At 28.7% G+C, this 14,595-nt stretch carries 13 protein-coding genes; 2 read left to right on the top strand and 11 right to left on the bottom strand.

Annotated features, from left to right (window positions below; translation table 11 throughout):
- Positions 1 to 140 precede the first annotated feature (140 nt).
- Positions 141 to 809, bottom strand: coding sequence for a helix-turn-helix transcriptional regulator (locus BMUR_RS01365; protein WP_013112799.1), 669 nt, complete (start codon positions 807 to 809; stop codon positions 141 to 143).
- Positions 810 to 993: 184 nt separating this feature from the next.
- Between BMUR_RS01365 and BMUR_RS01360 the strand changes: the two genes are divergently transcribed.
- Both BMUR_RS01360 and BMUR_RS01355 read left to right on the top strand, forming a co-directional pair.
- Complete coding sequence (locus BMUR_RS01360) at positions 994 to 2,193, top strand: MalY/PatB family protein (RefSeq protein ID WP_013112798.1); 1,200 nt, start codon at positions 994 to 996, stop codon at positions 2,191 to 2,193.
- A gap of 17 nt (positions 2,194 to 2,210) precedes the next feature.
- On the top strand, positions 2,211 to 3,446 hold the full coding sequence (locus BMUR_RS01355; protein WP_013112797.1) for a dicarboxylate/amino acid:cation symporter: 1,236 nt from the start codon (positions 2,211 to 2,213) through the stop codon (positions 3,444 to 3,446).
- Between the two features lie 128 nt (positions 3,447 to 3,574).
- On the opposite strand, the gene BMUR_RS01350 is transcribed toward BMUR_RS01355, so the two are convergent.
- From BMUR_RS01350 to BMUR_RS01305, 10 genes are all read right to left on the bottom strand, one after another.
- The gene (locus BMUR_RS01350; RefSeq protein ID WP_013112796.1) at positions 3,575 to 4,006 is read right to left on the bottom strand and encodes a PepSY-like domain-containing protein; all 432 of its coding nucleotides are present in this window, start codon (positions 4,004 to 4,006) and stop codon (positions 3,575 to 3,577) included.
- 132 nt (positions 4,007 to 4,138) lie between these two features.
- Positions 4,139 to 5,149 (bottom strand): RluA family pseudouridine synthase, encoded by a 1,011-nt coding sequence (locus BMUR_RS01345; RefSeq protein WP_013112795.1) that lies wholly within the window; start codon positions 5,147 to 5,149, stop codon positions 4,139 to 4,141.
- Between the two features lie 104 nt (positions 5,150 to 5,253).
- Positions 5,254 to 6,540 carry a glucose-1-phosphate adenylyltransferase gene (locus tag BMUR_RS01340; protein WP_013112794.1) on the bottom strand — a complete coding sequence of 429 codons (1,287 nt, stop codon included), beginning with the start codon at positions 6,538 to 6,540 and terminating at the stop codon, positions 5,254 to 5,256.
- Between the two features lie 78 nt (positions 6,541 to 6,618).
- A complete protein-coding gene (locus BMUR_RS01335) occupies positions 6,619 to 7,404 on the bottom strand; it encodes a Cof-type HAD-IIB family hydrolase (protein ID WP_013112793.1) in 786 nt (261 codons plus the stop codon).
- An 18-nt stretch (positions 7,405 to 7,422) separates the two neighbouring features.
- The gene (locus BMUR_RS01330; RefSeq protein WP_013112792.1) at positions 7,423 to 8,220 is read right to left on the bottom strand and encodes a Cof-type HAD-IIB family hydrolase; all 798 of its coding nucleotides are present in this window, start codon (positions 8,218 to 8,220) and stop codon (positions 7,423 to 7,425) included.
- 196 nt (positions 8,221 to 8,416) lie between these two features.
- On the bottom strand, positions 8,417 to 8,941 hold the full coding sequence (locus BMUR_RS01325) for a DJ-1/PfpI family protein (RefSeq protein WP_013112791.1): 525 nt from the start codon (positions 8,939 to 8,941) through the stop codon (positions 8,417 to 8,419).
- A 32-nt stretch (positions 8,942 to 8,973) separates the two neighbouring features.
- A complete protein-coding gene (gene glgA, locus BMUR_RS01320) occupies positions 8,974 to 10,467 on the bottom strand; it encodes a glycogen synthase GlgA (protein ID WP_013112790.1) in 1,494 nt (497 codons plus the stop codon).
- A gap of 178 nt (positions 10,468 to 10,645) precedes the next feature.
- Positions 10,646 to 11,110, bottom strand: coding sequence for a transcription elongation factor GreA (greA, locus tag BMUR_RS01315; protein ID WP_013112789.1), 465 nt, complete (start codon positions 11,108 to 11,110; stop codon positions 10,646 to 10,648).
- 72 nt (positions 11,111 to 11,182) lie between these two features.
- Positions 11,183 to 12,673, bottom strand: coding sequence for a glycoside hydrolase family 32 protein (locus BMUR_RS01310; protein WP_013112788.1), 1,491 nt, complete (start codon positions 12,671 to 12,673; stop codon positions 11,183 to 11,185).
- Between the two features lie 143 nt (positions 12,674 to 12,816).
- Positions 12,817 to 14,241 carry a PTS transporter subunit EIIC gene (locus BMUR_RS01305; protein WP_013112787.1) on the bottom strand — a complete coding sequence of 475 codons (1,425 nt, stop codon included), beginning with the start codon at positions 14,239 to 14,241 and terminating at the stop codon, positions 12,817 to 12,819.
- Between the last annotated feature and the right edge of the window lie 354 nt (positions 14,242 to 14,595).

The raw sequence follows: 14,595 nt of genomic DNA, 5'->3' as shown, positions 1-14,595 counted from the left end.
TATTCAAGCTTTTAAAATTCATGATTGTAGTTATATTCGTATGAATATGTTTTGTATTCTTCAAATATTAAAACACATAATATATAATTCACTAAATTAAAATATTATGAATAAGTTTTAAAACAAGTACGGATATATTTTTATGTATATTTTCTTATATTTGAATAAACTGTATGAACTGAAATATGAAGTTTTTCAGCTAATGCTTCAACAGAACCTTTTAATTGAAAAAAACCTATTTTATGAAGTTTTAATATAATCTGTTTATTTTTTTCCTGATTTGGTATCGACATATCCAGTATTATATCATTAATATTTTTATTAAGTATAGATTTTATCATGTCGTCAATATTAGAACTGTAATTTTCAGAATGAGTATGTTCTACACTATCATTTTTATTTATAGAAAATTCTCTCATAAAATCTATAAGGCTTACCTCCATATTTATATTGATGCATAATAAGCCGATTAATTTGTCTTTATTTTTTATAGGTATTGTAACGGATTTGCATCTGTCTCCATTTGGAAATTTTGATTCATAAGATTCTAAAAATTTTTTATCTTTATGTACCGAGTTTATAAGCTCTAAAGCTAAATCGGTTATTGGAGCCCCTACATCTCTTGAAGAATTATGCCCGTTTTCTATAAATAAAACAGCATGTTCATAATTATCTAATGAATGAACTAATACCTCGCAATATGTTCCGAATATATTTGCTATTCCTTTTACAGCATTTTCATATGATTGTATTATAGCTCTATCCGTATCATCTAATACTACAGAACCAGACTTAGTATAATTATCCATAAAATTACCCCATTAATTATTATTAAATGTATTATATCTTATAATTTTATAAAAAACAAATATGTTATATATTTTTATGATAAAATATAAAAATAATATATAAACTATCAAATTTTATTGACAGTATAAACTATTTGTATATACTATATTATATATCTTTATATATTAAATTAAGGAATATTTTATGACAATAGAAGAATTTAACAGCAAATATTTAGTAAACAGAGAAGGTACAAACTCTCAAAAATGGGACACAATAAAGGACAGGAGATTTAAAGTAGGCGGACTTATACCTATGTGGGTGGCAGATATGGAATTCAGAGCTCCTGATGAAGTATTAGAGGCTTTAAACAAAAGAGTAAATCATGGGGTTTTTGGATATACTGTTTTGTGGGACAGTTATTTTGAAGCATTTTTTAATTGGCAGAAGAAAAGATATAATATAGACTTAAAAGAAGAATGGATAAATTTTTCAACTGGATTAGTAACAGCATTATATTGGCTTGTTAATGCATATACAAATAAGGGTGACAGTGTTGTAATACTTACACCTGTTTATTATCCTTTTCATAATGCAGTTAAAGATAATGAAAGAAATTTAATTAAATGCGAGCTAAAAAATGATAACGGAGTATTTTCTATAGATTTTGAAAAGTTAGAAGATGATATAGTAAAAAATAATGTAAAATTAATGATATTCTGCAATCCTCATAATCCAGCTGGAAGAGTATGGACTGATGAAGAAATAGATAAAACTTTTGATATATGTAAAAGACATAATGTGTATATTGTTTCTGATGAAATTCACCAAGATATAAATTTGGGTTATCGTCCTTTTATTTCAGCACTTTCTATAAAAAATAAAGATAAATATTTGGACAGATTAGTTGTTTTAACTTCACCTTCAAAAACATTTAATTTGGCATGTCTTTTAAACTCTCATATAGTTATACCAGATGAGAAAATGAGAGAAAAATATAATAAATTTGTAAATACGGTTAATAGAACAGAATTAAGTTTGCTTGGTATGGTAGCGGCAGAAGCAGCGTACAGATACGGAGAAGATTGGGTTGATGGACTTTTAAAAACAATAAGACGCAATTATGAATATATAAGAGATGAATTAAAAGCAAAAGTTCCAGAAATAATAACAAGCCCTTTGGAAGGTACTTATTTACCTTTTATAGATTTAAGAAAAGTTGTTAGTTCAGATAGAGTAAAAGAGTTTATACAAGATGACTGTAAAATAGCTATAGATTTTGGTGAATGGTTTTCTGATAATTGTAAGGGATTTATAAGAGTGAATGTTGCAACTGATTTTAAATATATAGAGGAGTTTGTAAATAAAGTATCTTCACAATTAAAAAATAAAAATTATAAATAAAAAATAGGAGGCATAATATGAAAAGTTCTTTCTGGAAAAATTATAAATTCCCTATACTTTTAGTTTCTGGAGTAGTGATTGGAAGTATATTGGGTATAATACTAAAGGAAAAAGCTGCTGTATTAAAACCTTTTGGAGATGTTTTTATTAATATACTTTTTACAGTAGTTGTTCCTTTAATATTTTTATCTATTACAAACTCTATCATTCAGATGGACGATATGAAAAGATTGGGAAAAATAGTAGCTTCAATGTTCGTAGTGTTTATTATTACTGGACTTATTGCTGCAACTATAATGATAATTACAGTAAGAGTATTTAATCCAGCTGAAGGCTTTCAAATACCTATAACTCAGGTAGAAGAGCCTAATCCTCCTAAAGTATCAGAACAGTTGGTAAAAATGATAACAGTTACAGATTTTAAAGATTTGCTTTCTATAAGTAATATGCTTCCTCTTATAGTATTTTCTCTATTTTTTGGTTTTTCTATAAAGCTGGTAGGAGAAAAAGCTAAACCGCTTGTTGCTGTTATTGACGGTGCTACATTAGCATTGATGAAATTGGTAAGTATTATAATGTATTATGCTCCTATAGGTTTGGGTGCTTATTTTGCCAATTTAGTAGGTAAGTTCGGACCAGAATTAATAGGTACTTATGCCAGAGCATGTGCTGTTTATTATCCTGCTGCATTTTTATACTTTATTATTTTCTTCCCTATATACGGTTATATTGCCGCTGGAAAATATGGTGTAAAATCTATGAAGCATTTGATAACTCCTATGATAACATCATTATCAACACAAAGTTCTATTGCTACACTTCCTATAAACTTGGAAGCATCTGAAAAAATAGGAATAAGTGAAGATGTTAGAAATATAGTTTTGCCTATAGGGGCGACTGCTCATATGGACGGAACTTGTTTGAGCGGAATCTTAAAAATAGCTTTTCTTTACGGCGTATTTGGAATGAATTTTACAGGTATTGAAGTTTGGATTGGTTCTATAGTATTTGTTGTACTTGCTGGTATGGCCAATGGTGCAATACCGGGCGGAGGACTTATCAGTGAAATGTTAATAGTTTCTATATACGGTTTTCCTCCAGAGGCTTTCCCTCTAATAGCTACTATTGGTATACTAGTTGACCCTCCTGCTACTATGGTTAATTCTGTTGGTGATAATGTGGCTGGTATGTTAGTTTCAAGAATAGTTGAAGGAAAAGATTGGTTTAAACATGCTATTAATAGCTCTAATTAAGAAATAAATATTTATTGCTATTATTTTTATGTGTTTACTTTTATAATATATCCTATAAAAAGTTATTAAAAAAGCGGCTTAAGATTAATTAATATCTTGGCCGCTTATTAATTTATAATAGATTAAAATTAGTCATCAAATTTTTGTCCCATAATCTGACCATTACCTGTTACCATAACTTCCATCATATTATTTAATTTTATTTTGTAGTTTCCCCATTCTTTTTCAGCATCTATTATAGCAGCCTGAGGATAAGCATTTTTTACAGCCTGTACAACAGCAGGAGGAAAAGCAGCATCTGGTATAGGAGCATATTCACTGTCTATATTTTCCCAATCACCATTTCCTAAAAAGTCTATAGATACTCCGTTTGATAATTTAACATCAAATTTCCTTCCGTCTCTTTCCACTTTCCATATCTGAACACCCGGAAATACTCTTTGTATAAATGATGCAGCATTTGCAGGTAAAGCAGAAGGCGGAACTACCCAGTCATCAGCAAAAAGGCTTGAAGCTGATAATACCATTAGTGATAAAAATAAAATAGATAATTTTTTCATGAGTTACTCTCCTTAATTTGTTATTTATTGTTTGTAAATTATCTTTACAATTATAAGTATAGCATTTTTTTAATAATTGTCAAGTTTATTTACAATTATTTTACTATTTTTTTACATAAAATTTTATTTTTGTTATATATTTTTTATCTTTTTTATAAACTCTTTTAAATCTTTTGCCAAAGGAGCTTTAATCTTTATTAATTTATCATTAATAGGGTGATTAAACTCCAAACTATAAGCATGCAAAGCCTGTCTGTGAAAAAATCCTTCAGGTATAATATTTTTTTCTATAAAATCATCAAAAACTTTAGGTCCGTATTTACCATATATTTTATCTCCAACCATATAAAGATTTTTTGAGTAAAGATGAACCCTTATCTGATGCATTCTTCCAGTATATAATCTTGCCATAACAATAGCATAATCACCTAAACGTTTTATAGTTTTAAATGCTGTTTTAGAATATTTTGAACCTTCTATATTTTCTTTATGCAAAGTTTGAAAACGTCTGTAATATTCATGTCCGCTTTCAAGCATATAACCTTCTACTATAAAATTATCTTCAATATTCTTAGCATTTTCCACTACAGCAATATAAGTTTTCTTTATTTTCTTTTTAGTATTTTTTCTCCTTGCAATCATAGCACAGAATTTAGATGCAGTTTCATGTCCTCTTGACATAACAACACATCCGCTTGTTTCTCTGTCTATTCTGTTTAACATGTTTATATTGCAATTAAGCATTTGTTTGACAATGGTATGAAGTGTATTATGATAATATTTACCAGAAGGTATAACAGGAAGATTAGCAGGCTTATTTGCTATTATTAAATCTCCGTCATCATATATAATAGTAACATTTTTATCAACTTCAGGTTCTTTCATTCCTATAATATGATACTCTATTTCATCGCCTTTATTTATAGTTCTAGTATATTTTACTTTTTTTCCGTTTAAGAGTACCAAACCTTGTCCTATTAAATCCTGCCATTTATTTCTTGAATAATAAGAAAATCTATCTCCCATATATTTATCTAATCTTATACTATCATCAATATTTTCTTCTATACGGCATTTTCTTATAACAGATTTTTGGTATATTTCTTCTGTATTTAAATGCAATTTATTTTTAGCTTTTTTCATATTATTTATTATACTTAAAAAATAATATTCTGTCAAAACATTATAAAAATGGGCAGAAGCTATAATTAAGCCCCGCCCGCAACAAACAAACTTTAAACAAACTTTTATATTATTGTACCGCTTTTCACTATTGTATTTTTTGGAAGTATTACTATACCATCTCTTATACAGTAAAACTCACTGTCCTGATGCTGTATTTTCTTTTTATTTGTAATAACAACATCATTTCCTATTCTGACATTTTTATCTATTATAACATTTTTAAGAGTGCATTTTTTACCTATACCTATTTTAGGAATATGTTTTACATTAAGTCTTTCAATATCATCATTATCTTCATAATAGTCACTTCCCATCATAACAACTCTTTCCAAAGTAGAGCCGCTTTGAACAACAGAACGCACACCTATTACAGATTCTTTAATAGTTGCATTTTCTATTCGGCATCCGTCGGCTATTATACTTGAAGTTATGCTTGCTTTCTCAACTTTTGAAGGTGATAAGTATCGCACATGAGTATATATAGGTGCATTTTCATCATAGAAATCGAACGGAGGATTTTTACTTCCGAAAGATATATTAGCCTCAAAATATGCTTTGATAGTTCCTACATCTTCCCAATATCCTTGGAATGCATAGCTGTATACTTTATATCTTTTTATAGCTTCAGGTATTATATCTTTACCGAAATCTATCATAGATACATCGGCTAAAAGTTCTTTAAGTACGCTATGTCTGAATACATAAATACCCATAGAAGCTAAATATTCTTTATTAGGATCTTCTATATTAAACATTTTTTTCTGTTCTTCGCTTAATTTTAAAGCATTAAGAGTATCATCTTCTTTAGGTTTTTCATGGAAATTGGTGATTTGACCTCTTTTATTAACAAGCATAACACCAAAACCTTTAGCATCTTCTCTTACTACTGGAACAGTACCTACTACTATATCGGCACCAGTTTCCAACATATGCTGAAGCATAACATTATAATTCATACGGTAAACTTGGTCTCCTGAAAGTATTACAACATTATTAACATATTCTTTATCAAAGTGAGAAAGATTTTTTCTAACTGCATCGGCAGTACCTTGATACCAGTCTATATTAGTATCGGTTTGCTCTGCAGCAAGTATACTTACATGCCCGCCAGAGAAGTTATCAAATCTATAAGCATTGTATATGTGATTGTTTAAAGAAGCACTATTAAATTGTGTAATTACATAAATATTTCTAAATCCGCTGTTAATACAGTTGGATACTGGTATGTCTATCATTCTGTATTGACCGCCCAAAGATACAGCAGGTTTTGAACGTGCTTTTACTAATGGATAAAGTCTTGTTCCCCTTCCTCCGCCAAGTATCAAGGCAACAGTATTAAATGCTCTCATAAAAAACTCCAATATTTATTTTATACTAAAAATTCATATATTATAAGTATAGTAAAAAAAATATAACTTTTCAAGAATTTATAATATATTAAAATGTTTTAAGGCATTATAAATACCGTCATTATCAACATCATCAGTAATATAGTCTGCTGCTAGTTTTACTTCTTTATTGGCATTACCCATAGCTACACCTATGGCAGAATGCTCTATCATAGTGATATCATTTCCTCCGTCTCCAAAAGACATTGTTTCAGATATATCTATTTTATAATGTTCTATAATCTTATCTATTCCTATATGCTTTCCGCCGCCTTTAGTATTTACATCAGTAAAAGCTGGGTGCCATCTGCTGGATTCGCAGTTTTTAAATATATTTTTCATAAGTTCTTTTTCTTTTTTTTCATCTACAAACAGATTTATCTGCAGAATATCATCTATATTTTGTTCTAAAAACTCATAATAATTATCTACAGCAGGTATTGGTAGGTTTATTGATTTTGAAACTTCTTCTACTTCTTTAGTAATATAATTAATAAATATTCCGCTGTTCATCATAATAGAGCAGGGGAAGTTTTCCTTATTTTTAAGATAGTCCATTAAAGAATAAATTTCTTCTCTTGCTATAGAGTGTCTGTAAATAGACTTTTCTCCTATATAGCAGTCAAAACCATTTGCTGTTATATATCCGTCAAACTCTAAATTGTCCAAATTATTTATATGCTTTTTTATTCTTCCAGTTGCTATAAATACTTTTATTCCTTTATCTTTTAATTGTTTAATAGCCTCTTTTGAAGAATATGAAATTTTATGCGTATTAAAACTAACTAAAGTACCGTCTATGTCAAAAAATACTGCTTTTATCATAATAAAAAATCCTTAAAACTAATCTATCAAATTAAAATGCTTAAGTGCTTTATAAACTCCTTCATCATCAACACTGTCAGTAATATAGTCAGCCGCTTCTTTCACATTTTCATTAGCATTTCCCATAGCAACTCCTACAGCGGCATGCTTAATCATTCCTAAATCATTTCCACCGTCTCCGAAAGCCATTGTTTCAGATAAGTCTATTTTATAATGCTCTATAATCTTATCTATCCCTATATCTTTTCCGCCGCCTTTAGGATTAACATCAGCAAATGAAAAATGCCATCTGCTTGATATACTATTTTTTAGTATGTTTTCCATTAAATATTTTTCTTTATTCTCATCTGCAAATATATTAAGCTGAACAATTTCTTCATAATTATTTTTTATATATTCGTTAAAATCTATAGTTTTTGGAATTTTTACATTAGCCATACCATAAAGCATATTTATAACATCATCAGCATAATTGAGAAATATGTTATCGGTTGTTATAACAGTGCAGGGAAATCTGTCATTATTAAGATAGTTCATTAAAGAAAATAAATCATCTTTATTTATTGAAACTTTATATATTTCTTTCATGCTGTTATTTTCTTTAACTATACAACTGCATCCGTTAAGTAATATAAATCCGTCAAACTCTAAATCTTCCAAATTATCTATTTGAAATAAAGCTCTGCCGCTTGCTATAAAAACTTTTATACCTTTTTCTCTAAGTTCTCTGATAGCTTTTTTAGATAATTCAGATATTTTGTGTGTATTAAAACTAACTAAAGTACCGTCTATATCAAAAAATACTGCTTTTATCATTGTAATAACCCATTATATTATTTATTTTTTCGAGAAATATTATAATACAAGAGAAAAAGTTTTTCAAATATTTTTTATGGATAAAATATATTAAATTTATTTAACAATTATTTTTTTGATTATTAAAAATAAAATTTATTATAAAATAAAAGACCTAAAATTATTTAGGTCTTTTATAAAAGCAACAGAATATTATTTAAGATAAACTGTTTAATACTCCAACAACAGCATTAGCAAAATCTTTAGAAGATGTAGGACCATTTGCCGTAACTATATTTCCAGATACTACAACATTTTCAGACATTATATTAGCATTACCATGTCTTACATGCGATTCATCAGCAGATAGACAAGTAACATTAATTTCTTCAAGTATTTTAGCATTAGCCATAATAACAACACCGCTTCCTATACCAGCCACTATCTTTTGATTATCTAAAAATAATTTAGCAAGTCCCTGAGTACGCCAGTCGTCCCATAAAGTAATACAGCCTATACCTCCTACAAATACAACAGCATCAAATTCTACAGCATCAACCTCACTAAATAGTAAATCTATATTAGTCATACCGCCTAATTTACCCTGAGCAGTACCTATGAATGTAGATGATACTTTTGTTTTATATCCTGCACTTTCAAAAATTTTCTTGCTTTCAAAATATTCTTCGTCTTGAAAATTCTGACCAGACATTACATATAAAATATTATTAGTTTTTCCCATTAATTAATTTCTCCAGTTATTAATATAATTATTTATAATCCGCAATTTTTATCGTAGTTATTTTTATTTAAAATAGCAAGTTCATATGCTTTAACATATTCTTTAGCACTTTTTTCCCAAGAGTTATCTATTTTCATTCCTCTTTGCTGCATTTCATTAAATCTGTCCCTATGATCATAATAAACACTTACAGCCCATCCTATAGTATTATACAATGCTGATGGATTAGAATCATAGAATTTAAAACCAGTACCTTCTCCAGTCTGTTCATTATAATTTTCTACTGTATCTTCAAGTCCTCCAGTAGCATGTACAATAGGTAAAGTACCATATCTTAAAGAATACATCTGATTAAGTCCGCAAGGTTCAAATAAAGAAGGCATTACAAACAAATCGCATCCTGCTTCTATTAAGTGAGATAATTCATTGCTGTATCCTATATAAGAGCCAACTCTGCCCGGATATCTTTTAGGCAAATCACCGAAGAAACCTTCTAATCCCTTATCTCCAGTACCTAGTATGCAGAATTGAACTTTCATATTATTGATTAAAGGATCTATTATAGAAGCTATAAAATGATATCCTTTTTGATCAACAAATCTACCAATAGCACCTATTAATACAACATCATCATCTTCTTCAAGAAGGAATCTTTTTTGAAGTTCTTTTTTGCATATTTTTTTACCTTCCATACTATTAGCAGAATAATTAGCAGGTATAAATTTATCTTTTTCAGGCGACCAAACATCTTCATCAATACCGTTAAGTATTCCAAAGAAACTTGTAGTTTTATTTTGTAAATAAGGAGCCATACCATGACCGCCGTAAGGAGAAGAAATTTCTTTGGCATAAGTAGGGCTTACTGTTGTGACTACATCTGCAAAGAATATACCGCCTTTAAGGAAATTGATGTTTCCATGATCTTCAAAAGTGTCTGAACTAAAATTATTCCAGCCTAAACCTAAATAGTCATAAGTTGTATTTGCACTGTATATGCCTTGATAATTGGCATTATGTATTGTAAGAAGACTTGCTGCATGTCCCACTGGGTCATTCCAGTGCCAAGTTTTTATATAAGCTGGAATTGCTGCAGTCTGCCAATCATTAGCATGTACAACATCAACATTAAGCTGCAAATCTTTGCATAACTGTAAAGCTGCTCTTGAGAAAAATCCGAATCTCCAAGCATTATCCTGATAATCATTAAAAGAAGCATCATGATAAAGTCCGTCCCTGCTGAAGAAACTATGATGCTCTATAAAATAAAAATCTATTCCGTCTTTTACTGTCTTAAATACAGAACACCATTCTTCGCCGTTACCCATCCATACTCCCATAGTAGGTAGAACATTTTCTAGGTAGCAGTCCTGAAAATTAATATCTCTGTATTTCGGAAGTACTACGCATGCTTCTACACCTAATTTTTTTAAATATATAGGTAAAGAACCAACAACATCGGCAAGTCCTCCTGTTTTTATAAATGGGGCAGCTTCTGAAGATGCTATCATAACTTTCATTTTTGACATAATAAACTCCTAAACTTTGGAATATATTTTAAATATATAACTTTATTTAAAAACTTCAAGTAAAATTAATTATTGTTAGAATATTATTACATTAAAAGTTTGACAAAAATAAAAGAATTCTATCAATTTATTAAAAATCAATAGAATTCTTTATAAAAAATGAATGTTTATAATAAAATTATATATTAATTTCTAATATCTCTAAAACTTTATCACCAGCAGGTACTTTTATAGTAACTACATCTCCGACTTTTTTTGCTAATAAACCTTTAGCAATAGGAGTTACTATAGTTATTTCATTTTTGCTCATATCAGCTTCTAATTCGCCTACTATTCTGTATTCAAAAACAGCATTTCTGTTTTTATCTTTTACCTTTACTCTTTTTCCGAAAGTTACAGTATTTTTATCTAAAGAAGAAGGGTCTATTATTTCACAGCCTGCTAAATCCCCTTCGAGCTTTGATATCTGAGCATTTAATAATCCTTGTTTTTCTTTTGCAGCATGATATTCAGCATTTTCTTTTAAATCGCCTTTTTCTCTTGCTTCTGCAATAATAGCCGGTAAAGTTTCAAACTCTGCTTTAAGTTCAGCTAGTTTTGCCTTTACTTTGTCATATCCTTCTTTTGTTATTGGTTTTGCCATAATTTAATATCCTTAAATATTATAATAATCTTTATATTATAAACTATTTTTAAATATTTACAAATAAAAAGATTAAGGATTAAAATTAAAACCAGAAAGTTTATATATAGTTATATTCATTTCACCTAGAATTTTAAAAGAATATTCTAAAGGATAATACCTTGTAGTGAATGCTAATTCTCCGTCATTAATAAATAATTCTAAAGATGAAGTATCTGCCATTATCCTAATGTTTTTAAGATTTTCTAAATAGGAACTTCTTTTATTTCTGCCTCCGCCTATTGTTTTGCCAGTATCTCCTATAAACTCTAATATAAACTTATTATCTTTATATTTTGCACAAAGTCCTTCTGAGATAATAATTTCAAAGCTATTTATATTATTATCAATTTTTATATTGTCGATTATAACTTCATAAGAACTAATATCGTTATAAATTAGATTATCTGATAATGTATTATTAGAGTATTTATTTTCAAATATTTTTTTCTCTCTTAATTTTTCTAAATTTCTATGTGGTTTTTGATATAGTTTTCCATTTTTGAAACTTAGTTCTCTTGGTATTGTAAGACAATGTTGCCAACCGTAGTCAACTGTTAAATTTTTATGAATATCTTCTGTATCTGGAACGCCCATCCAGCCTATAATAACTCTATTGCCATTTTCATCTAAAAATGTCTGAGGAGCATAAAAATCAAAACCTCTGTCTAATATAGTAAAATTATTAACTTCAATAGATTCTTTATTTTTATAATCATCATTAATCAAAAAATATCCAGAAAGGTATAAGTTTTCGTATATGCTTTCAACTTGTTTTACACCCTGAGGACATGTTATTAAAATATCCTGACCGTCTAAATTAAACAAGTCTGGACATTCCCACATATACCCGAAAATATCTTTTGTATGTATAGTACTTGTATGTGTCCATTTTCTTTTATCTTTGGAAGAAAATAGGAGTACTTCTCCTATATCATTATTTCTGTCAATGCCGTATTTTCTAGCACCTTGAACCATATAATAAGAGTCATTTTCTTTCCATACTTTTGGGTCTCTTATATGATTAGTTATATCTTTAGGATAGTCTTTCATTTCCATAAGGCATTCTTTTTCTGAGAAGTTAATACCATCTTCAGTAACTGTAAGCATGGTATTAGCTTCTCTTCCGCTTTCTATATAGTCATGAATGCCTAAAAGTTTTACATTTCCAGTATAATAAATATATAGTTTATCATCTTCTATGAATGCAGAACCTGAATACACTCCATGACAATCATATTTTTCATCTGGATATATAGAAACTCCCACATATTTATAATTGATTAAATCTTTAGTTTGATAATGTCCCCAAAATTTTAATCCGCCTTCTGTTTCGAATGGGGAATATTGAAAGAATATATTGTATATTCCTTTGAAATATGATAATCCGTTAGGATCATTAAGCCAGCCTACTGGAGGCATTATATGAAAATTTAATCTCCATTTATCCTTGTTGTTTTTTGCTAAGTATTCATTTTCTTTTTTTATTATAGCTTCTTTAAAAATCTTACTGACTAGATTCATTACAGAATTCCTCTTTTATGTTTTTTATTTTTTATCATTTTTTATAAATACTTAATATCATGCATATCCTTTTATATGCATGATATTAAGCAGAACAAATAATTTTTATTGGATTTATGTATAAATTATCTATATATCAAAGTTTATTCATCATCTTCCTGCATATACTCTTTAGGTACTCCAAAGAACCAAGTAATAGCAAAAGATAAAACTATTGTTAGTATTGCTACAGAAATATATCCTATTAATTGTTTAGTATCATATATGTAAAGTAATATACCCGGTATACCAGTAACTCCATTAGCAGTACCTTGTAAATTTAGTAATCTAACAATCAAACCAGTAATACCAGAAGCAATAGCACCGCATACCATAGGTTTTATACCATATCGTATATTAATACCAAATATTGCAGGCTCTGTAATACCAAGCCAAGCTGATAAAGCAGCACCATAACCCATAGCTTTTACACTTTTTCTTCTTGTTTTTAATGTAACAGCAAGACAAGCAGCACCAGCAGCCAAATTGGCAACACTTAAAAGAGGATTAATAGGGTTTAATGCTGTAGCAGCAAGAAGTGATATTTCTATTAAGTTCATTATATGGTGAACTCCAGTAACTACTATAAATATTATTCCAAATCCTATTATCAATCCTCCCAAACCAAAAGGAAGAGATAATGAGAAGTTTATGGCTATTAATATCCATTGTTCTACCATATGAAATATAGGTCCTATTACAGCTAAAGATAATAATAACATTATAAGCAATGTTAAAAAAGGAGTAGCCAATATATCAATGATGTTTGGTATTATTTTTCTTAATTTTAATTCTAGTTTTGAACCTATGATACCTGCAATAAGTGCCGGCAGTATACTTCCTTGATATCCGACTATAGGTATAAATCCGAATAACATTATAGGTTTAACACCGCTGTCTGGATTTGCAACTAAATAAGCATTAGGCAAAGCAGGGGAGACAAGCATTAATCCTAGTAATATACCCAAAATAGGAGAACCTCCGAATACCCTAAATGCAGACCAGCACACTAAAGCAGGCAAAAAAGCAAAAGTGGTCTCTGTTAACACACTCATAAAAGTCATAACAGAAACAGGTATATTAGAAACTTGCAGATTAAATAATCCTAGGAAACTGTCATTAATCAATGCACCTTTAAGACCCAAAAACAAACCTGTTGCTATCATAGCAGGCATTATAGGTACAAATACATCAGCAAATATACGTATGAATTTTCTGAATTTATTTTTATCATCAGATTTTTTTACATCTTTATCATCATTTTTCTGAGAGCTAGCTGTAATACCTAATTTTACAACTTCATCATAAACTTTATTAACTACACCAGTACCGAGTATTATCTGATATTGACCTGAATTAAAAAATACACCCTTAACACCGTCTATTTTTTGTACATCAGAATCTTTTATGCTTTCTCTGTCTTTTACTATAAGTCTTAATCTTGTAGCACAGCATTCTGCCGAAATAATATTTTCTCTTTTTACCACTTTTATTATTTCTTCAGCAGTTTTTTTATAATCTATAGCCATAATAAAAACCCCGTTATTATGATTTATATATGTTATCGGTTACATTGATTTCGATTTTAACATTATTTTACTATTTGTCAAGTATAATAGTGTATAAATTTCAAAATTTGTATTTTAGTATAAAATGTATATAATATATTGTATAGTAAAAATTAATTTTTATATCTGATAATTTGCAGAATTATTTCTGTAAAGCAGTATATGATGTACGCAATCGGTAAGCATATTAGCTTAGACGTAATAATTTATCTTACATTAAAACATATTTTGTATGATTTAAGGTTATTTATTATTTGCCAGCTTTATAATTTTTGGCAAATGCGTGTAAAAATTGATAAATTTCAAAATTTTTGG

Origin of the sequence: Brachyspira murdochii DSM 12563 (assembly GCF_000092845.1) — a bacterium.
Lineage (GTDB): Bacteria > Spirochaetota > Brachyspiria > Brachyspirales > Brachyspiraceae > Brachyspira > Brachyspira murdochii.
This window is presented reverse-complemented; position numbering and strand designations above follow the sequence as displayed.

Coding starts and splice junctions, on each gene's coding strand:
- BMUR_RS01365 (WP_013112799.1), bottom strand. CDS start 809: ATGGATAATTATACTAAGTCTGGTTCTGTAGTATTAGATGATACGGAT.
- BMUR_RS01360 (WP_013112798.1), top strand. CDS start 994: ATGACAATAGAAGAATTTAACAGCAAATATTTAGTAAACAGAGAAGGT.
- BMUR_RS01355 (WP_013112797.1), top strand. CDS start 2,211: ATGAAAAGTTCTTTCTGGAAAAATTATAAATTCCCTATACTTTTAGTT.
- BMUR_RS01350 (WP_013112796.1), bottom strand. CDS start 4,006: ATGAAAAAATTATCTATTTTATTTTTATCACTAATGGTATTATCAGCT.
- BMUR_RS01345 (WP_013112795.1), bottom strand. CDS start 5,149: ATGAAAAAAGCTAAAAATAAATTGCATTTAAATACAGAAGAAATATAC.
- BMUR_RS01340 (WP_013112794.1), bottom strand. CDS start 6,540: ATGAGAGCATTTAATACTGTTGCCTTGATACTTGGCGGAGGAAGGGGA.
- BMUR_RS01335 (WP_013112793.1), bottom strand. CDS start 7,404: ATGATAAAAGCAGTATTTTTTGACATAGACGGTACTTTAGTTAGTTTT.
- BMUR_RS01330 (WP_013112792.1), bottom strand. CDS start 8,220: ATGATAAAAGCAGTATTTTTTGATATAGACGGTACTTTAGTTAGTTTT.
- BMUR_RS01325 (WP_013112791.1), bottom strand. CDS start 8,941: ATGGGAAAAACTAATAATATTTTATATGTAATGTCTGGTCAGAATTTT.
- glgA (WP_013112790.1), bottom strand. CDS start 10,467: ATGTCAAAAATGAAAGTTATGATAGCATCTTCAGAAGCTGCCCCATTT.
- greA (WP_013112789.1), bottom strand. CDS start 11,110: ATGGCAAAACCAATAACAAAAGAAGGATATGACAAAGTAAAGGCAAAA.
- BMUR_RS01310 (WP_013112788.1), bottom strand. CDS start 12,673: ATGAATCTAGTCAGTAAGATTTTTAAAGAAGCTATAATAAAAAAAGAA.
- BMUR_RS01305 (WP_013112787.1), bottom strand. CDS start 14,241: ATGGCTATAGATTATAAAAAAACTGCTGAAGAAATAATAAAAGTGGTA.